The 18,096-nt window shown below is 55.8% G+C and carries 24 protein-coding genes; 11 read left to right on the forward strand and 13 right to left on the reverse strand.

The features are described 5' to 3' along the window. Positions 1–31: 31 nt before the first annotated feature. The gene (locus AC8GDA_RS02910; protein WP_506556808.1) at positions 32–1,009 is read left to right on the forward strand and encodes a sulfurtransferase; all 978 of its coding nucleotides are present in this window, start codon (positions 32–34) and stop codon (positions 1,007–1,009) included. A gap of 60 nt (positions 1,010–1,069) precedes the next feature. Here the strand turns inward: AC8GDA_RS02910 and AC8GDA_RS02915 are convergent, their stop codons facing one another. After that, positions 1,070–1,705 carry a DUF1109 domain-containing protein gene (locus AC8GDA_RS02915; protein WP_506556809.1) on the reverse strand — a complete coding sequence of 212 codons (636 nt, stop codon included), beginning with the start codon at positions 1,703–1,705 and terminating at the stop codon, positions 1,070–1,072. A 5-nt stretch (positions 1,706–1,710) separates the two neighbouring features. Further along, the gene (locus tag AC8GDA_RS02920; protein ID WP_506556810.1) at positions 1,711–2,286 is read right to left on the reverse strand and encodes a sigma-70 family RNA polymerase sigma factor; all 576 of its coding nucleotides are present in this window, start codon (positions 2,284–2,286) and stop codon (positions 1,711–1,713) included. A gap of 123 nt (positions 2,287–2,409) precedes the next feature. Between AC8GDA_RS02920 and AC8GDA_RS02925 the strand changes: the two genes are divergently transcribed. The 3 genes from AC8GDA_RS02925 to AC8GDA_RS02935 are packed head-to-tail and all read left to right on the forward strand — an operon-like array spanning position 2,410 to position 3,947. Beyond that, positions 2,410–2,811, forward strand: coding sequence for a thioredoxin family protein (locus AC8GDA_RS02925; RefSeq protein WP_506556811.1), 402 nt, complete (start codon positions 2,410–2,412; stop codon positions 2,809–2,811). A 31-nt stretch (positions 2,812–2,842) separates the two neighbouring features. Beyond that, positions 2,843–3,220 (forward strand): DoxX family protein, encoded by a 378-nt coding sequence (locus AC8GDA_RS02930; protein WP_506556812.1) that lies wholly within the window; start codon positions 2,843–2,845, stop codon positions 3,218–3,220. A gap of 1 nt (position 3,221) precedes the next feature. After that, complete coding sequence (locus AC8GDA_RS02935; RefSeq protein ID WP_506556813.1) at positions 3,222–3,947, forward strand: cytochrome c biogenesis CcdA family protein; 726 nt, start codon at positions 3,222–3,224, stop codon at positions 3,945–3,947. A 37-nt stretch (positions 3,948–3,984) separates the two neighbouring features. On the opposite strand, the gene AC8GDA_RS02940 is transcribed toward AC8GDA_RS02935, so the two are convergent. Both AC8GDA_RS02940 and AC8GDA_RS02945 read right to left on the reverse strand, forming a co-directional pair. Then, on the reverse strand, positions 3,985–4,428 hold the full coding sequence (locus tag AC8GDA_RS02940; RefSeq protein ID WP_506556814.1) for a DsrE family protein: 444 nt from the start codon (positions 4,426–4,428) through the stop codon (positions 3,985–3,987). A gap of 137 nt (positions 4,429–4,565) precedes the next feature. Next, positions 4,566–5,102: a peroxiredoxin-like family protein gene (locus AC8GDA_RS02945; RefSeq protein ID WP_506556815.1), complete on the reverse strand. Its 537-nt coding sequence runs from the start codon at positions 5,100–5,102 to the stop codon at positions 4,566–4,568. An 87-nt stretch (positions 5,103–5,189) separates the two neighbouring features. Between AC8GDA_RS02945 and AC8GDA_RS02950 the strand changes: the two genes are divergently transcribed. After that, positions 5,190–6,011 (forward strand): cupin domain-containing protein, encoded by an 822-nt coding sequence (locus tag AC8GDA_RS02950; RefSeq protein ID WP_506556816.1) that lies wholly within the window; start codon positions 5,190–5,192, stop codon positions 6,009–6,011. Positions 6,012–6,027: 16 nt separating this feature from the next. Here the strand turns inward: AC8GDA_RS02950 and AC8GDA_RS02955 are convergent, their stop codons facing one another. The 3 genes from AC8GDA_RS02955 to AC8GDA_RS02965 are packed head-to-tail and all read right to left on the reverse strand — an operon-like array spanning position 6,028 to position 7,754. Then, a complete protein-coding gene (locus AC8GDA_RS02955; protein ID WP_506556817.1) occupies positions 6,028–6,810 on the reverse strand; it encodes an acetolactate decarboxylase in 783 nt (260 codons plus the stop codon). Beyond that, the gene (locus tag AC8GDA_RS02960; RefSeq protein WP_506556818.1) at positions 6,807–7,433 is read right to left on the reverse strand and encodes a class I SAM-dependent methyltransferase; all 627 of its coding nucleotides are present in this window, start codon (positions 7,431–7,433) and stop codon (positions 6,807–6,809) included. The genes AC8GDA_RS02955 and AC8GDA_RS02960 overlap by 4 nt, the downstream gene beginning before the upstream one ends. 39 nt (positions 7,434–7,472) lie before the next feature. Continuing rightward, complete coding sequence (locus AC8GDA_RS02965) at positions 7,473–7,754, reverse strand: hypothetical protein (RefSeq protein WP_506556819.1); 282 nt, start codon at positions 7,752–7,754, stop codon at positions 7,473–7,475. A gap of 229 nt (positions 7,755–7,983) precedes the next feature. On the opposite strand from AC8GDA_RS02965, the gene AC8GDA_RS02970 reads away from it, so the two are divergent. The 5 genes from AC8GDA_RS02970 to AC8GDA_RS02990 are packed head-to-tail and all read left to right on the forward strand — an operon-like array spanning position 7,984 to position 14,170. Further along, positions 7,984–8,655 carry an ArsR/SmtB family transcription factor gene (locus tag AC8GDA_RS02970; RefSeq protein WP_506556820.1) on the forward strand — a complete coding sequence of 224 codons (672 nt, stop codon included), beginning with the start codon at positions 7,984–7,986 and terminating at the stop codon, positions 8,653–8,655. Continuing rightward, positions 8,652–9,605, forward strand: a complete 954-nt coding sequence (locus tag AC8GDA_RS02975; RefSeq protein ID WP_506556821.1) for an AAA family ATPase — start codon at positions 8,652–8,654, stop codon at positions 9,603–9,605. Before AC8GDA_RS02970 ends, AC8GDA_RS02975 begins: the two co-directional genes overlap by 4 nt. Before the next feature lie 7 nt (positions 9,606–9,612). Beyond that, positions 9,613–10,536 carry a DUF58 domain-containing protein gene (locus tag AC8GDA_RS02980; protein WP_506556822.1) on the forward strand — a complete coding sequence of 308 codons (924 nt, stop codon included), beginning with the start codon at positions 9,613–9,615 and terminating at the stop codon, positions 10,534–10,536. Continuing rightward, a complete protein-coding gene (locus AC8GDA_RS02985; protein WP_506556823.1) occupies positions 10,533–12,956 on the forward strand; it encodes a VWA domain-containing protein in 2,424 nt (807 codons plus the stop codon). Before AC8GDA_RS02980 ends, AC8GDA_RS02985 begins: the two co-directional genes overlap by 4 nt. Positions 12,957–12,991: 35 nt before the next feature. Next, complete coding sequence (locus AC8GDA_RS02990) at positions 12,992–14,170, forward strand: hypothetical protein (protein WP_506556824.1); 1,179 nt, start codon at positions 12,992–12,994, stop codon at positions 14,168–14,170. A 72-nt stretch (positions 14,171–14,242) separates the two neighbouring features. On the opposite strand, the gene AC8GDA_RS02995 is transcribed toward AC8GDA_RS02990, so the two are convergent. The 4 genes from AC8GDA_RS02995 to AC8GDA_RS03010 form a co-directional block, all read right to left on the reverse strand. Further along, positions 14,243–14,668: a PAS domain-containing protein gene (locus tag AC8GDA_RS02995; protein ID WP_506556825.1), complete on the reverse strand. Its 426-nt coding sequence runs from the start codon at positions 14,666–14,668 to the stop codon at positions 14,243–14,245. Positions 14,669–14,682: 14 nt separating this feature from the next. Then, a complete protein-coding gene (locus AC8GDA_RS03000; RefSeq protein WP_506556826.1) occupies positions 14,683–15,318 on the reverse strand; it encodes a trimeric intracellular cation channel family protein in 636 nt (211 codons plus the stop codon). 439 nt (positions 15,319–15,757) lie between these two features. Continuing rightward, positions 15,758–15,916: a hypothetical protein gene (locus AC8GDA_RS03005; protein ID WP_506556827.1), complete on the reverse strand. Its 159-nt coding sequence runs from the start codon at positions 15,914–15,916 to the stop codon at positions 15,758–15,760. Between the two features lie 72 nt (positions 15,917–15,988). Continuing rightward, the gene (locus AC8GDA_RS03010; RefSeq protein WP_506556828.1) at positions 15,989–16,429 is read right to left on the reverse strand and encodes a DUF6641 family protein; all 441 of its coding nucleotides are present in this window, start codon (positions 16,427–16,429) and stop codon (positions 15,989–15,991) included. A gap of 72 nt (positions 16,430–16,501) precedes the next feature. Here AC8GDA_RS03010 and AC8GDA_RS03015 point away from each other — a divergent pair, with 72 nt between their 5' ends. After that, positions 16,502–16,942, forward strand: coding sequence for a hypothetical protein (locus tag AC8GDA_RS03015; protein WP_506556829.1), 441 nt, complete (start codon positions 16,502–16,504; stop codon positions 16,940–16,942). Positions 16,943–17,332: 390 nt separating this feature from the next. On the opposite strand, the gene AC8GDA_RS03020 is transcribed toward AC8GDA_RS03015, so the two are convergent. Beyond that, positions 17,333–17,542, reverse strand: a complete 210-nt coding sequence (locus AC8GDA_RS03020) for a hypothetical protein (protein ID WP_506556830.1) — start codon at positions 17,540–17,542, stop codon at positions 17,333–17,335. Then, positions 17,539–18,003 carry a hypothetical protein gene (locus AC8GDA_RS03025; protein ID WP_506556831.1) on the reverse strand — a complete coding sequence of 155 codons (465 nt, stop codon included), beginning with the start codon at positions 18,001–18,003 and terminating at the stop codon, positions 17,539–17,541. Before AC8GDA_RS03025 ends, AC8GDA_RS03020 begins: the two co-directional genes overlap by 4 nt. Positions 18,004–18,096 lie beyond the last annotated feature (93 nt).

Below are 18,096 nucleotides of genomic sequence, written 5' to 3' on the forward strand. Positions count from 1 at the left end.
TTCTTTGCTGCTCACCAACATGGAGCGAAACATGACAATCACTTTTTATAAGAGGGCTAAGCAGCTGTTCCGAGCTGTAGCCGTTGTACTGGGCCTTGTCTCAGCAACCCAAGCTTCGGCGTTTGGACCAATCATCACGCCCCAGGACCTTCAGAGCTTGGTTGCCCAAGGAAATGTGCGCATCCTTGATATTCGAGAGCCCAAAGGAACCCCTGATGCACCCAACTTTGATGCTGGACACATCCCAGGTTCTGTATCTACCCCTTACTCAAGCTTTCGGGGGGATAAATCAAATCCCGGTCGGCCCGTTGCTGAGGCGAAGCTAGCCGCGCTCTTGGGGGCTGTCGGGGTTACACCTGACACCAAGCTGGTTGTGACAAATCGCGGCACCGATGCAACCGACTTTGGAGCAGCGGCCCGTGTCTATTGGACTCTCAAGGTTGCAGGCCTTCGCAACGTTGCGATCCTTGATGGTGGATTAAAGGGCTGGACCGCTGCGGGTCAGGCGCTGAGCACAGAGAAGCCATCGGGTAAGCCCACCACGCTTAGTCTGAAGTACGACGAGGCTGCGATTGTGACCATCGATGAGTTAACCCAAGGAATCAGCTCAACAGATTCAAGAATCAAACTCCTCGATGCAAGACCTGCGAGTTTTTTTAAGGGTGAGGTGCGTCATGATGCTGCCAATCGGTACGGTACCCTGCCTGGCGCTCAGAACGTTGGTCATGACCAGTGGTTCTTACCAAAGACGGGAATCTTAAAGCCCAGAGGCGAGATTGAAGATCTAGCGAAGCGGGCCGGACTTATCTCCGATCAGGAGACGGTTTCTTTCTGCAACACCGGACATTGGGCAGCCACCAACTGGTTCATTCTTTCAGAGGTTTTAGGCCAGAAAGGGGTGAAGATGTATCCAGAGTCGGTCGTGGCGTGGTCAAAGACTGACCTTCCTCTGGACAACGAACCTGGTCGTGTTGGAACGCTGTGGCGGGACCTCAAAAGGATTTTTTAATCAAAAACGATCGTAAATTAATCCCCAGTTCCGCGTACTCTGGAACTGGGGCTCGGTTGTTTACCAACGCAACGCCATTGGCGCAATCAGGCGCCCAATAAGCCCGGTTAGGAATATCCCAAGCGTGTACCAGATGGCGACAAAGGTGGGCGAAGATTCTGGGCAGGCCAAGGCGTAACCCAATGCACCGAGCCCTCCGGCCAAGAACCCGCTGGCCCAGCCAGCCTGCTCGAGTCGGGTAGGTGCAAGTGTTCTGAGCGCGATGAGTATGCCAAGCAGGGCTGGCAAGGAGAACGCCAAGAGTGTCCACGAGCATGATTTCCATGTTTGACCAAACACAGCCGCACTTTTCTCGTTGCCGGGTACAAGCGCAAAAGATACAAGCCCAATAAGAAGCATTGCTACTACAACGGCCAAAAGCAGCTTGCTTGGACGATCAAGCCTTGAGACCGGTTTGGCGAGAGCAGCGGTTAGAAGTCCCGCAGCAATTGCCAGGGCGAAGGCATAGCCAAGCTTGACCCAGGTGATAAGCAGCGTGAAGCTCTCAGCAGACAAAAGACCAATAAGACTTGCCGACAACAAAACACTGGCCAGAAACCCGGCCGCCGAGACTGGGATGAGTCGGCTGGGCACGGAAGACGCTGGCGCAGGGCCCGCCCCACGGGATAAAACCGAAATCAGCTGGTTTGTGTCCATCGTAATTACTCCTTCACCAATTCAGAGAGCCGCTTGAGCCCTCGGTGCACCAAAACCTTGATCGAGGATTCCGACAGACCGGTGCGGTTTGACGCCTCTGCAATCGATAATCCTTCAAGTTTTGTAAGTTCAATGGCCTGCCGCTGGGAAACTGGAAGCGCCTGTAAGAGCAGGGAAAGATCGCGAGAGGCGTGCACGTCAGCTTGCTCCCCCGCCATAGGCAATACATCGAGATCGTCCACATCATCGTGCAGATTTTCCCTGCGACCGCGGCGGCGCCACAGATCCACGAGCTTGTACCTTGCAATGGCCAGAAGCCAAGCGGTAACCGGGTAGTTCGCATCGTAGGTTCCTCGCTGCAAGTGCACTGCAAGTAATGTCTCCTGTACCAGATCCTCTGCATCGTTGGCCAAAAAGGGCATGCGCCTTCGAAAATATGCCCGGAGCTGTCCCGCCATTAAGAGAAGAGACTCCGCATAGGCCTGTTCGTCACCAGACTGCGCTGCAAGCCAGAGCGGCTTGAGACGGATTTCGATGCTGTGGGGTGCTCTCTCTTGGGTCATTTCGCTTGGAGGTGCCATTTGGTTACACGCTAGCCGAAATTAAAAAATGTCGATCCCCCTGTAACCAAAACGTGAGCCACAGCGAATTCATGGCTGGTGGCTGAATGCCAGCCCTTTCTGAACCCTTACGTGGAGAACGACATGAATCAGCATAATCTTAAGATCAGTATCAAGGCGGGCCTTGTGGCCGGCCTCCTCGCCATGACCACATGGGTACATGCCCTGGAACTCAAGCCATACAGCGCGTCGGCGCTGGGCGCAATGCAGCAGGGAGGAAAGCCGGTGGTTGTTCATTTCCATGCGGACTGGTGCTCCACCTGCGTTGCTCAGGCCAAATCACTCGAAACCCTGAAGTCTGACCCCCAGCTGAAGGCCATGACAGTGCTCATTGCCGACTACGACAAGGAAAAGGAACTTCGCAAGAGTATGAATATTCGCTCGCAGTCGGTCATGGTGGTCTTCAAAGGCCCTCAGGAGGTCACCCGTCTGGCAGGGCAGTCTCAGGCGACTGACATCAAAGCTGCGTTTCTCAAAGCGCTGTAAGCAAGTCGTTGCCACCACTTAGGAGTTGCGTATGAAAACCAAGGTACTGTCGATACTGCTGGCACTGATCTTCCTGGCCTCTGGCCTTGCGAAGCTCGCGAGCTTGGAATTTGAGCTTGTGGCCTTCGAGAGATGGGGTTATCCGATTTGGTTCATGTATTTGATCGGGGTCGTTGAAGTGGCTGGCGGAGTGGGCCTCATCATCCAGCGCTTCTCGGCTGCTGCTGCCGCGGCACTGGCACTCATGATGATTGGGGGGATTGGAACGCACGTGATGCATTCCGAATGGGGCATGCTGGCAGCAGCAAGTCTCATCTTTCTAATGTCTACCGTTCGCGCCTACCTCGGCTGGGAGGATCTGCGCGTGCTCATTAGCGGCCTGATCAAAACCAAGGAATCCAGCCAGTAGCATGCCGAGTCCCACCGAACTTGGTCTGGCATGGGTGGCTGGTAGCCTCACCACGCTCAATCCATGCGTTTTCCCGCTGCTCCCGGTCGTTCTTGGCGGTGCGTTACAGGCCAGTCGGTGGGCGCCAATTGCCATGGGCGCTGGCATGGTGGCCATGTTTGCGATGCTTGGCCTACTGATTGGCGTCGCGGGGGAGGCGCTCGGCATTGATACCGACCTCATTCGAATTTTGGGAGCCTGGCTGCTGATTGGATTTGGCTTGGTGATGCTGATACCCATGCTGAACACAGCCTTCACCCGACTGATGTCACCGTTGGCAAGTGGTGCTTACTCAGCCACCACCCGGGTCGACAGCGGCTCGCTATTGGGAGCCTTTGCAACCGGCAGTCTGTTGGGAATGGTCTGGAGCCCATGCTCGGGACCTATGCTTGCGAGTGCGCTCACAATGGTTGCGACCGAAGGAGGTGCTGCACGCGGTACTCTGATACTGGGCATGTTCGGACTCGGAGCAGCTTCGATACTTGTTGCTGCAGCCTATGCCTCGCGCAGCGGATTTGGGCAAGTACGTGGCTGGGTGCTGACGCACATGGAGAAAGTGAAGAAAGGGTTCGGTCTTTTTGTTCTGTTGCTCGGAATCGCAATCATGACCGGCGGTGATAAGTGGCTAGAGGCAAAACTGGTGGGTGTATTGCCTGAAGGGTGGATCAACCTTACGACGCGCTTCTGATAGGCGCCTCGGAGGCTGATCTTTTTGGTCCGCTCCCCTAGGGCTTCAAATACGCAAAGCCTTCACGAATCTGTAATTGAGTTACGCGGGCCACACCTGAAGGCGTGAATTCTGCTTCAAGACTGAACTGATCACGCTTGAGATTTCTGTTCTTGAGAGTAATCTCGCAGACTTCGAACCGCACGCCTCGAGCCTTGAGAGCAGAGACCAAAGCTCCGTAGTCAACGTTGGGATTCTTAGGGTCCTTCGCGCCATCAAAGAGGAAGTCGACTCCTTCTGCGTGTGTAACCACCACGACCTTGGTGCTAGGAGCGGTATCTAGATGGTTGCGGATGTTCCTCAGTGCTTTGGTGGCCTGAACGGCTGCGTTATCGATGTGATAGACCGCCTTTTCGCTGTCTGCTGCAGAGACACCGAGGCCAGAGAGGCCCAGGCAGAGGGACAGCGCCAGACTGCTTAGCCAACGATTGCTTGTCTTCATTTCGCTACTCCTGTGATGAATGTGAACTTCTTCTTGGTTCAGATCTTCGGCCCATATTCGGGAACAATCAAGGCCGAGTCTAGAGTCTCCCGGCGACCGATGGTTATAAGGAAAACTCATTAACAAGTAACCAGCGGTCAGACTTCTCCGGTGTACTCGCCGCGAGCAGGGTAGTTCTTGTCGATCGCAAAATCGATTGCTGCCAGCAACTCATCAAAATGCGGTCGAGCAAATGGCATGGTCTGCACGGCGCCGTAGTAGAGCGTGCCGTCAGGGCGAACAAGGAAGACACCGGGTTCAGAGAACAGTGCGGGCTCTTCAATTCCGATCGAGGTCGTTCCCCGAGACGTCGAAAGGTAGAGGCCCCAGGCTCTCGCGTCCGATAGCGCCAGACCGTACCCAAACGGAAGATCAGGCGAATTCACCTTTTTCGCCATTTCCTGTGCGCGAGCTTCTTCATCACTGCTGATGGCGATGACTCGGACCCCCCGCTTTTCGAACTCTGGCTGAAGGCTGCCCAACTCAAGCAGGTACTTTGCGCAGATGGGGCAATGTAAGCCACGGTAAAAGGAGATCAACGTGAATTGGGTGGGTGAATCCACCGAGAGATCGAAGTCACCGTGTGCAAGCGTGGGGACTTTTAGTGCTGGAACGGCATGACGGGGTATCAACATTTGAATGACTCCTAGTAGGGATGAGATTCGGATTATCGAGTACGATTGGGACCACAAAGTCTACTTAACACAACAAATCGTCTAAAAATGGATCGACTCACGCCCATCCTCGAACGTTTCCCGCCCAAGGTCCGCCTTTTGTTCTCAGGAGATACCCAAGGCGCCGTTTCCATGGAGAAGACCCCGATACTGGGCCATCTGCACTGGATTGAGGCGGGTCGAGTACACCTGGAGGACGGCAATCAAGAATGCGTGAAGATTGATGCGCCGAGCATTGTGTTCTCGCCGCATGGCGAGCCTCACAGACTCATCCCACATCCACAGGCCCGAATCGTCTCGGCCGAGTTTGATTTCGGCCAGCGTTACCAGAACCCACTCACGCTCATCGATCCCAAGATCTTGACCATTCCAATCGCTGAGGGCTCCGCCTTGAGATCAGCGAGCAGCCTCATTCTCGAGGAGGCCTTCGCGGATCGATGTGGGAGGGGATTCGCGACCAGCCAACTTCTCCAGTACTTTTTACTCGTCCTCTTTCGTCATCTCATCGCGACTGGAGCGCTGCCGATGGGTGTGACCAAGGCGCTGGGTGACGATCGGCTCCTGAAATCAGTTACCGCGATTCATCGAGAGCCTCAGAAGAACTGGTCGCTCGAACACTTGGCACAGGTCGCAGGAATGTCCCGAGCGAGCTTCGCGGCCCAGTTCAAGGCAGCAATTGGAACAACGCCCCTTGGCTACCTCACAGACTGGCGGATATCACTCGCCCAATCACTGATTGCACAGGGCGTTGGACTCAAGTCAGTCGCGAGTCAGGTGGGTTATCAGAGCGCAGCCGCCCTGAGCCGAGTATTCACAAAGCATCAAGGGATCAGCCCGAGGAGATGGCGAGAGGAGGCCCTCATGGGCTAGAGCCTATTGAGACTAGCTAACGAGCGGGCAACCAGAGCGAGGCACCGCCGCGAACGTTGTATTGATCAACGTGCCCCGACACAGTCTTTGCATCGTCAATGTAATGAACATGAAAGCGCTCGCCCGGATGGGACACAATTCCCTCGAGCTTGCTGCCGCTGTAGATGGCCACCAGTTGACCCTCTACGGTGGGATTGCGAAAGACTCTCATTCCGGAGCGCTTGTTGGCATGGCCCCCTCCGTGTCCAGCTCCATGCGCATGTCCATGGCCAGCGCCGCCTGCTCCAGGCTCTCCCTTCTCGCCTGTCAGGACATGCCATATCAGATGTGAATACGCACCGGTAACCCGAAAAATGAATGGTTGGTTCAAATCCAACTTGCTCCCCGCAGCCTGCTCGGTAACGAACTTCTCGAACTGCGCCTGGCTCATGTCAGTGGGGACTGAGATCTGCTTCCACTGGGAGACGTTGTCACTTGCCCAGAGAACCGCCGAGTCGTTGATGGCGGGCGCTTGAACCTTCCCGTTGGGATCCGTCCCCGAACTGACCAACAGTCGGCCATCGACTTGAATGATCTCGCCTTTGAGGCCGGCCAGTGCCCCCACGCCCCAGACACCGGCCGATTGATTGAGCTTGGATAGCTCAATCTGGCCTGAGGTATCGCCTGTGTGCATCATGCGCTTGAAGCTTCCGAAGTGCGAAAAGCCCTCTGACTGGGTTGATTGAGCTGCCAAAGGCGCTGCAAGCGGCACGACCAGCAAGCTGCAGATGGCTGCAAATACTCTCATCGACTTTTTCATTTAGGGTGCCTCTTGGTGAGTACAAAATAATTGTATGGCTGCTGCCCACCCGAGGGAGTGATGTGTATTTGTCTCTCGCTGTGGGCCAATTCAAAGTATGTGGAGAAAATCTCCTCAATGTCCTGCGGGCCGTAGCGACTCACCGAAAGGTTGTTGCACATCGTTGGTCCGTCGGGGGCAAATGTTCCAAGAACAATGATTCCATCATGGTGTAACGACTGTGAGGCTCGCTGGACATATGTTTCTTGATCTGCTCTCTGGGTCAGAAAATGAAATACGGCTCGATCGTGCCAGACGTCATATCCGGGCCTACGCAGCATGGCGGTGGTGAGAACATCACCAACAAGCTTGGTAACGGCCTCGTCCTTGTTGAGTCGTTTCAGGGTTACATCGAGTGCATCCTCTGAGAGATCGAGCAGCGTGATGTCGACGCAGCCATCAGCAATCATTTGGTCAGCAAAAACGGAGGCGCCCGCACCAACGTCAATCACTGCTGCATCACTTATGTCGCGCTTGAGATACGCACTTACCAAACGGCGAGATGTTGGAAGAGAATCCGCATACCACCCCAGCGTCTCGACAGGCCGAGACCTGTAAGCGGATTTCCACTGTTCTGCGGACAAGGTGTTTGGCTCGCTTTCGAGCTATTGGCGAACTTTCTGTTATTGCCCAGTTTTAATCACGTCTTTGAGTTGCTCAAAGCCCGGACGAACGCTGGTGTTGAACAGTTTTCCCGCTTTGCCGTGCTTGGGTGCACCATCCATCTCCAACTGATCCGAAACAATGGTGTAAGACACCATGCCATTGTGCTGAGCACCCGATGCAGCGACCACCTGTCCACCGTACCAAACCGAAGGCGCTGGGGTGAACTTGGGTACTGAATGCTGGGGCATGAGCACCACGGGCACTTGGTAGACATTCATGATCTCTGCGGCAATCTGCATGTTGGTGTTGCACCTTGTGCCCGGAGGATCTTGTTGTATGAAAACCAGAGCCTTTTGGCCATTGACCTCTGCGGGTACAGGAGTAGCCGTCGATTGGGCGGCTACAACGCCCGTGAAAACTGTCAGCCCAGTCGCTAGACTTGCTTTCAGAAATAGATTCATTGTTTTTTCTCCGGAACTGGTTATTATTCAATTGTTTTGTTGAATATTTGAGGATTAGAAGCTGTCGATGAGCCAAAGTCAAGCCTTCAAGCCCCAGTTGTTTGAGCAGTTCGCCCGTATCGGCCAAGCTCTTGCCTCCGGTCCTCGATTGGAGATCTTGGAGCTCCTCATTCAAAGCCCGCGTAGCGTCGACTCCATTGCCAAGGTCATGGGGCTTCCGATTGCCAATGTCTCTCAGCACCTGCAGACGCTCAAGCAGGCAGGGCTGGTAACGGCTGTGCGAGACGGTCGCTCCATGGTCTACAGCATCACTGGGTCTGATGTGATCGAGTTGCTGCTGCTCCTTCAGAAGATTGCGAAGGATCGATTTGCCGAGATTGATCGGCTTGTGGACACCTACCTCAACAGTAGAGATGAGCTCGAGCCCTTGTCCGTTGCGGAGGTGCTCTCCAAGGCCAGAAAAGGCGAGGTGGTCATTCTGGATGTTCGTCCGAGTGAAGAGTACGCCGCCGGGCACTTGAAGGGTGCAATCAACCTAACCCTTGAGGAACTCGAAGAGCGCTTGGAAGCTCTGCCGAAGGATAAAACCATTGTGGCGTACTGCCGTGGTACCTACTGCATATTGTCTTTTGACGCAGTAAAGACGCTTCGTGATCGAGGATACAAGGCACATCGCGTCTCGGAGGGCATTCCAAATTGGATTGTCAACAGTGTGCGGCTGGTTCAGGATACAAAATGACCGAGCCCACCCACCAAAAGATTGAGCGACTCAAGTCGCAACTCCAGCTCACCATCGTTGGCCAAGAGCGGCTGCTCAATCGGCTTATCGTGGCGCTCATCTCCGGTGGCCATGTGCTTGTCGAAGGGCTTCCCGGTCTGGCGAAAACCACTGCCATTAAGGCCCTGGCGGAGGCAGTGGCTGCTCGTTTCAAACGAATTCAGTTCACACCAGACTTGCTCCCCGGCGACATCACCGGAACCGATGTCTACGAGGTCAAGACTGGAGACTTTCGCTTTATCGAGGGCCCACTGTTTAACGACATTGTTCTGGCCGATGAGATCAACCGCGCGCCAGCCAAGGTGCAGAGTGCTCTGCTCGAGGCCATGCAGGAGCGGCAGATCACCGCAGGTGGTGAGACGCGTGCGCTCTCGAAAATCTTTCTCGTCATGGCCACTCAGAATCCGGTGGAGCAGTCGGGCACCTACCGGCTACCCGAGGCCCAGCTTGATCGCTTCATGTTCCAAGTGCTTCTCACTTACCCCACAGAGGAACAGGAGCTCGAGGTACTGCGTAGAAGTCAGGCCAGCTTGAACCGCCAGAATGCGGCGCTATCCATTCCCGATCTTCTTAAAATGCGGGATGAGGCCGCTGCGGTTCACCTCTCAGATGCTGTAGCGGAGTACATTGTGCGACTTGTTCGCGCCACCCGAGAGATCGATCGCTGGGTGCCCAGTCGCTCGGGCACAATCGATGTCGGTGCAAGTCCGAGGGCTGTCCTTTCCATGGCAGCCGCAGCAAAGGCCTACGCGCTTGTCTGTGCCAGAGACCATGTACTGCCCGATGACGTCCAGGCGTTGGCCCCGGATATCTTGCGGCATCGAGTTTCACTCAGTCTTCAGGCAAGTGTTCAGAAGCTTGAGAAAGATCAACTCATCTCAGAGTTGTTGAAGGCTGTTCCCAGTCCCTGAGCCGGCCATGCCTCCGAGCACGCGCAGAGATGCACTGGCCGAGCCGCTGCTCGATCCGCCAGAGATTCTCAAGCTCATGACACTGGCGCTGGCTGCTTCAAACGCGCCTCGGCCCCATGAGGTGCATGGGCACAGGGCTGGCGACTGGCCAGGCGCTCAGATCGGTCAGGGGCTGGACTTCGAGGAGTCCCGACCCTACGCGCCAAGCGACTCCATGCGCGACATGGACTGGCGAAGCACTGCCCGGCTCGGTCATGCGTATGTCAAGACATACCGAGAGGAACGCCAGCCAATCTGGGTCATTGTGGTTGACCGCGGTGCCTTGATGCGTTTTGGCACTCAAAAACGACTGAAGGTGACGCAGGCTGCACGGGTTGCGATCTGGCTTGGCACTCAGGCCATGGGAAGTGCTGCAGCAGTTTCCGTCGTGCTGTGGAACGCCGAGCAAGACGATTGGCTTGGCCCATTTCATCACCGAGACCAGTGGCTCGATGCGATCGACCATGTCGTTGCGCCCACGCCGCCCACTGAACTCGGTGCGCTCGAGCCAGAAATGGACAAGATAAGGCTGCGCCAGTTGCTTGAGCGCAACCCACCCGGGTGCCGCGTTTTCTTGCTGTCGGATTTTCTCTGGCACGAGACGAGCTACAGCCTTGCAATTGCTGCCCTGGCCGAGACCAACTCGCTCTGTTGCATTCGCATCAGCGACCCCGTCGAGCGAGAGATCATCAACACTTCGGGCACATGGCTCTCATCGCCCCGCTCCGGATTGAGCGTTGCCCTGGGGTCGGGGGCCTTGCAATGGACCCAGAGGGCTAACGAGGCGGTTGCGAATCAACGAGAGGCGCAGCGTGTATCGATTGAGCGTCTTGGTGGCCGTCTTCTCGACCTTTGCAGCACTCGAGAGTCATTCGAGGGCCTGTTCGAATGATGGTTTTTGAGTTGGGGGCGCCTTGGCTGCTGTTTCTGATGACCGTCCCATTGGTCTATGGCTTGGTGGTTTGGCGCTGCCGCATGCGACTGCAGAGCAACACCCCGAAGCTTCTTTTACCAAGCATGGTTCTTCTCGAGAACAGCCTCGATCGTGAACCGCGCATCCCAAGGGCGATTCGTTTACGAGTGGCAATGCGTGCCTTTGCTCTAGTGGCTGTTGTTTTATCGGTCTGCGATGTTCATCAGGTGGGTGAGTTCGAGCCTCCCAGACAGCAAGGCCGGCCGATCATGTTTGTCATCGATAGCTCACTGACCATGAGCCTTGAAGACATGGGCGCCTCCAGTGGGCTGAGCCGAATGGAGGCCACGCAACAGGTTCTGCATAAGTGGATGGAGACACGTCCACAGAACGCCTATGGCCTTGTGGTGTTTGGGTCGAGTGCCTCTGTATTGAGTCGCCCTACGGCCGACACCGCATTTGCAAGAGCGCAACTTCGACGTGTTCAGGTCGGGACATTGGGTGACAACACCGCGCTGGGCGATGCCATGGCGCTGGCCATTCGAGAATTAGAGCAGTCGCGAACCGAAGCCAATTTAGTGCCAAGTATCGTGCTGATTAGCGATGGGGAAGACAGTAATAGCGGAAGCATGAGCCCATTGGAATCCGCGGCCATCGCCATGGCACGCGGATACCCCATCCACAGCCTACAGTTTGGTCGACCCACACGGTTACCTGAACTCCACCCAAGCCTCGCTGAGGTCTCGGCACTCACCGGTGGGCGACACTGGTTGGTTCAGAGCGTAGAGCAATTGGAGTCTATTGTTAATACGCTGGATGCCATCACACCTCTTGTCCAAATGCCCCCACTGCAATCAAGGGGTTTCTGGTGGAGCCCATGGCTTGCGCTCATTGGTGTGCTCCTGGCCTTGGTGAGTCTCGTGCTTGGGCGCAGCCGCTCCCATGGCCTTGTTGATCCGAAACTGCGCGCTTGGGCAATAAGGGCTCCGAGTCAGGGGCCACTCGAGCGCCTGCGTGAACCCCTACTGACTGCGTTGGGGGCAGCTGTGTTGTCGCTTGTCGTTGCGCTGCTGTGGTCGAACCATGCGGTAATAGACTCCGCAAATTCGCAGGGAACGCCTACGCGGATTGTTGCGGTGGTGGACCTTCTGGGCGCCGATGCCAGCCGCGTCGAAGTACAACGCCTCTCGGTGCTGGGCCTGGCTGGCCAATATCCAAGGGCTGCGCTAGCCGTTGTGGCCGCAGGCCCAAGCAGTGGCTTGGTCTTGCCCTTTACCCATGATCGCGCCGCTCTGACCCGCATCCTCGATCAGTTGGTTGCCCATCGTGAAGCGCTCATCGCCGGCCCGGGTGGCTCAGAGGAATCACCCGATCAACAACGCAACGCGGCAATTGGCAATGCGCAGTCCTACCTAGAGCGGCATACTAATGCGCAAGAGAGGGGGGCGGTGGTCTTGGCGAGCAACTCTCGTCACGTGAACCAACTTATGCAGGCCGCCCCGACAGCATCGGCAAAGCAATCCCACGCCAGAGCGTTCACGCCCTTGAATACTTGGCAGGCCATGCTGTTGGCTGCGCTTGTTGTCTTGCTGCTTGGATGGCTGCCACTGGGCGGATTGTCTTGGTCTGTGCCTGTGGCGAGGGCGGCTTCGGGCGTTACAGCACTTGGCGTTGTGTCGATGTTGTTCGTTGCGTTGCCTTCTGGGAGTAAGGCTGCATCGCTCAGCCCCCCAATGTCTTTGGCCACGGAATCGACTTCGGCCTCTGATCCTTTTGCGTCGGTTTTCGAGCGCCACTTCTCCGAAGGCTTGGATCGTCTCCAAAAGGCCCAGAATCAGGCGGCGGTTGAGTCCTTTTCGAATTCCTTGGCCTTGGGCGTGGTGTCGGGGCAGCGAGCCGCGCTCTTTAACCTTGGCCTTTCACTGTCCCGTCAGGGGGCATTCTCTCAGGCCCTGTTACTTTGGAATGCGTATCTTGAGAAGTATCCTGATGATGCTGAGGCCCGTGGAAATCTAGACTTTGTGCAAAAGCGGCTCGCAGCAATGCAAGCTGCCAAAGGGCGGCAAACGGATTTGAAGGGCCGGCGTGGTCAGGCGGCTTTGGGGGAAATTCAAACCGACGGTTCAGGTAGCGATCCAAACGATCTAGATTCACCAAGCAGACCTTCCGAGCAAGGGCCGCGCGCAGCCGGTAATCGCCTGCTCGATTCTCAGGCTGCCATCGCAAGCGGTGGCCGGGGAGTTACGCTGCGTGCCTGGCCCATAGGACCGGAGACGGCCAGCAGCGCTCAGTACAAAGTGGATCGCACTCAAGATGAGTCGGCGAGCCTGCTCAAGGGATTGATTCGCCAGTCTGATTGGTCCCGCCCGCCGGCGTCCGCCTCCGACACCACGAGATGAGTCCTCTGCGAAGGGCTCCTCTCTACACACAGCTGGTGCTGTCTGTCACGGCGCTGGTTTGTTCGGCCTCCATGGCCCAGGACCCCACAACCCCAAAGCACTTTTGGTCGGTTGCGCCTCAGGAACTTGCCGTCGGCAACAGTGCGCTGCTTCACCTCGAGATCTGCGATCGCCGCCAGTTTCAGTGGGCTCCCATGGTGCTGCCAACGAATCCGGCACTGCTCGCTCAGTTCGTGAGTGAAATTGCCATTCGGAATGCAACCAGTGGGCAAGCTTGCGAAGGCACTCGATGGACATGGACCGTTTTGCCCACGCAGCCTGGTGAGATTGCACTTGGCGATATGGTGGTTCGTTACAGCGAGTTTGGTCGGGAGGTCTCGCTGCGCCTTGCGGGGCCGAGTATGCGAGTGCGGGGCCGACCCGAATGGCTGCCGAGGCTTATCGCGAACGAAGCCCCAAGAATTTTTCGGTGGGAGCCAGCAGTCGAAGAAAGTCAGCGTGATGACGCTTTCGTTCAACGCTCGGTCTTGATACAGAGCAGCCTGAGCCGCAAAGAAATTGAGCAATGGGTGGCACTCATGCTCGCGTCCCAGCTTGCATGGGCGGAGTTGCCGGCATTGATTCGGCCCGTCGGCGAAGGTCTTGGCGATACTTTTCTAATCACCCTCTATGCACCAAAGGTGCCGCCACAGGTCTCTCCTTTGACACTTCGGCTTGGCTTTTACAATGCTCGCACCAATGGTATCGAGCACAGGGTAATCACTGTTCCTGCGCAGGAGGTTCAAGGGGGATCTGACTCATACGGCAGCAATATTGTTGGTAGCTGGACGCGCGTCTACGCTTGGGGCTTAGAAAATACGCCTTGGATAGCCTCTGTAGTTGTGCTTTTGCTGTTGCTGCACTGGATACTGCGGCGTCATGTATGGCGGCTTTATCGGCTATTGCTTTTGTGGCGCATTGCCAGAGCTGGTGACGCGCAGGAGGTTTGGTCGGTGCTGAAGCGCAGTCCCTGGCCTGTCACCGCTGGTCTAGCCAGCACACCTGCGCAGTGGTTAAGGCTCGTTGCTCAGAAGAGCTGTGGAGGTGAATCGATGGCCGATTTACGCAACGCGATTGATGCACTGGAGATGGCGCTATTTTCCAACCGCTTTTCGTTGCGCACCTCGGGTGTCAAATTGCTACTGAAAAACTCGATCAGGGTTCTCATGGCCTGAGCAGGGGCGATTTGTCGTGCACTGTCTGGAAATAGAGCAGCAAGAGAGTGGCTGCCGCTACTCCAAAACACGCTACGTGGAGAACGGGCAGCTGTTCTCTGTCGTGGCCTGCCTCTCCTCGGATTCTTTTCGGCTTTGGTCCGGACGTGCAACAGCCACAGACCCAATGACGGCCCCCTCTGCGTCGTGTGCCATGGCAAAGCTCATTTCTACGTAGATGACGCCGCCATCGCGGGAAAGAGCCTTTGTTCGCGCTGGACGTCTTCCCGGGAGGGTATCTCCACGCTCTACCGCTTCAAAAAAACCTCTCCAGTGCGCCTTTCGTAAACGCTCGGGAATGATGATGTCGAGACTCTTGCCAATAGCCTCGTCGGATGAAAACCCGAACATCCGCTCACAGCCTGGGTTCCAAAATCGAATGATTCCGGAACAATCAGCAAACAAAATAGATTCATAGGTTGCGTTGAGCAAATCTGCGTAATGGCTATGGATGTTCATTTGGTGTCCTCACGTCAGTCTGGCCGCCATGCCGGCAATCGAATTTCAAAGTGGATGACGGCGACCCTTAATCCGAATCCTGTTAGGGCGCCTACGAGGAGCGTGGCCCACTCATTAAGGCCGAGGACGTTACAGGCCACGACAGCCCACCCTGCGAGGAACGCACAGATTGCATAGGGCTGATGATCCTTGAAGACCTTGGGTAGATCGTTGCAGAAAATGTCCCTGAGAACGCCGCCAAACACGGCCGTAATCACTCCCAAGATGACCGCAACCAGGAAGGGCATGCCCACAGCCAGAGACAGTTGTGTGCCGCTGGCCGCAAACAATCCCAGTCCCACAGCGTCGGGAATGCGAAAGAACCGCTCCGTTGGCTCGAGATGTCGACGGCGCATGAAGGAGAGGGCCAGCACAGCGGCGACCAGAACCAGCACCAAGAGCTCTGAGTGCGCAACCCAGAAAAAGGGGCGGCGATCGAGCAGGATGTCTCTGAGGGTTCCGCCTCCAAACGCGGCTAGGCAGGCTGCAACACAGACACCCACAACATCGAGTCGCTTTCGTGCTGCTTCAAGTACCCCAGTTAGCGCAAAAACCAGGGTTGCGACAACTTCAACTGAATACTGAGCCAGCGTGAAATTAATGGTGGTCATGATGCATTTTAATCGCTGCAGGGCCAATGAGAGCGGGCGGGTTTTGACTGCACCACCCCCCACCCACAAACTGTCCGGAAACAGGACAGCAAAAAAGTGGGGCCTGCTCCGGGACCATTTCCGCTATGCCTCTCATCCCCGTGACCAGGGTTGGAGAAATCCTGCTTTCACCCCAGCAAACCCAGCTCTCTAGGCCGGTTTAGGGGAGTTTAGGGCAGCCTGGGCCTTCCTGGCCCGCTCCGTTTCACGCTGCCTGCGCTGGAATTCTTGCTCTCTTTTCAGAGCATCTTTGCTGGCCTTCACCCGGGTCTTGAGCGCATGTATGCGACTTTGGGCGGGGGTCAGTGGCCCCCTGGGGGCCTTGACGACTACCTCGCTGATCTTCATCTCTGGGGGTCTCCTGTTTTTTGTATTTAGCCTCAACCACCCCCACCGGGGGCTAGACCCGGTTGGGGGTACCCAGCACCGACCCCCGCCCATATTGCTGCTCCAGCAGCAGCTTGGCTCGGTAGGGGTCCTGGGCTTGTATGCGGGTCTTGACCAATAGGGTGGTGCCCGATGGCGAGGCCACTTTGATCTGGGCTTCGAAGGTGTACATAGAGTTCTCCTGGGTCGTGGATCTGAGGGGAGGGTGTGAGACGTGGGTTGCCTATCCCACACCCTCTGGGCACTACTTTTGGAAACCCTCACTGAGGCTTTGGCTAGCTGCCCCAATTTGGCCGTCCAATTCCCCAGCCTCTACGGCCGTCTTGATGGTCTCTAGGGTTTTGATCAGCTCCTCAGGCCCTGCAACCTCGATAGCACTCTTGCCTTTGGCCAGCTCCAAGACCTTGGCACCGTATTTGACGCTGAGGCAGACCTTGCCGTTGTCAGCGACAAACCACCAGGGCTTGACCCGCTTCGGCACCTCGACATCCTTGCGCAGTCCTGTCTCCGGATCCCGCACCGAACGCATGCGGGTGGGCAAGAACGTCTCTCCAGACTTCTGGGCACGGGCGAGCTGCACCTGCTCCCAGAGCTTGTTGCTGAGTTTGTTGCGACGCTGCACCACGGGGGGCTGCTTGGCAGGCTTCTTTGCTGCGACCAGCTTTAAGTTTGTAAGTACGCTCATTGAAGATTCCTTTCTGTTGTTGAACGAGCGTTTACTAAGTTATGGCCGATCGCCGGATCTGGTCGACCGAAAATGGCGATCAACCCGCCAGATCTCCAGTGGTCAATGGCGCAGACCAAACGAAATCACTTTTTTCGCGGATTTCTCGTGGTCTTGCTAAATAACTTTATGAAAAGAGATCAAACGGAATTGTGGCTAAAGGACAACGGGCTGCGCAGCGCTTATTTCGCACGCATACCGCTTCTACAGGCGCAGGCAGTCACAGCAGCACACAACCTGCTCAAACAGCGTGTAGGGCTTCTAAGCGCGGAGCAGACGCTGGTGCTTGAGCAGTTCTGTCGTGCCAATCGATCTGCAGCTAAACGGGCCCGCATCACAGAGGCCCAGTGCTTTGAGATCCTAAAGATCGCTAAGCAGGCCAATCGATCATTGTTCAAACAGCACAGGCAACTAAAGAAAGAAACGAAGAGGGAAGAGCGGAATAGGCAAGAGCGGCAGGTACCGCAGAGATAAGCCACTCTCAAACAGGGCAAAAACTCGGGGGGTAATAAGGAAACGGCTAATGACCCCGGACATCGCGCAAGTAGGCCTTAGACCAAAGCGCATCAAGATGTGGGCCGCGAGATTCCTGCAAGGCAAACCAATGCCGAAGCGGGTTGAGAGTTCTAATACATACGTCTCTCGGAAATCTCTCTAAGGTCGTTGCATGGCGTACTGAATCAGTCAGTCGATCAAGCAGCGAAGGCGACGGAAATAGCAGCACTTTTTTACGATGCTGCTATAGCCGTCGTTTGGCCCCAGAATCAGTCAAACACCTCTCACACATCTCTCACACACGATCAGACGAAGAAAGCTGTGATGAGCGACGAGCGACATCACAGGTGAGCGCAGCTCGCCTACCAATCAAAGCGCAACCCGTTCAATCACCCTGAGTTTCTGCTCCAATGTATAGCCAACTGAGCCGTAGGTATCAAAGTCGGATGTAGCTCTTCCATGGCCAGTAATCGACTCAGCAAGCTTGGTTGGAATGTCACCACAGGCCTTTAGTCGGTCAATGAAAGCATGCCGGAACATATGACTGCGCCATTTATGTTCTTTAAGGTTCTTGTTCATGATTGCTGAGCAGGAGCCGTTGCCGTTGTACTTGGCATACAGGGGCACAAGCCATTTGCTGCGCATAGATTTCGAGTCTTCATTGAGAATCTTCGCTGCCTGAAGGGATACTCCCACGAGCGGTATCGCTCTGATGCTGCTCCGAGTCTTTCGGTCACTAAGCTCATTTGGGCGAATCCATAGGTGGGGAATCTCGTGATCCGGGCAAGAAAGTAGTTGTAGTAACGGGTCGTGTCATCCGAGAACTTCCTGCGCCTTGCGGCGCCGCTCTCCTGTAGGTAGATCGTGTATGCCGTTGTGATAGTGGGCCTGATGCCACCAGCCTGCTTAGTGAAATGGTCTCTGAGAAGGTCGCAAAGGAATGCCTCGTCAAACTCCGCTCCTCCCACGTTGACCCGTTTGCGGTCAATGAGCTCGAACTCCGGGCTAGGCTCCTCGTACTGCATGATGTTGTATTGCATGTGTGCTCCTTGGTTGTTGGGCACATGCAAATTTATGATCGAGATCGAGAAAAGGTCTACGGATCTGTCGATCAGACTACTTCAAAAAAGTTA

Source organism: Hahnella aquatica (SeqCode), assembly GCF_965194505.1.
Taxonomy (GTDB): Bacteria; Pseudomonadota; Gammaproteobacteria; order Burkholderiales; family Burkholderiaceae_A; genus Hahnella; species Hahnella aquatica.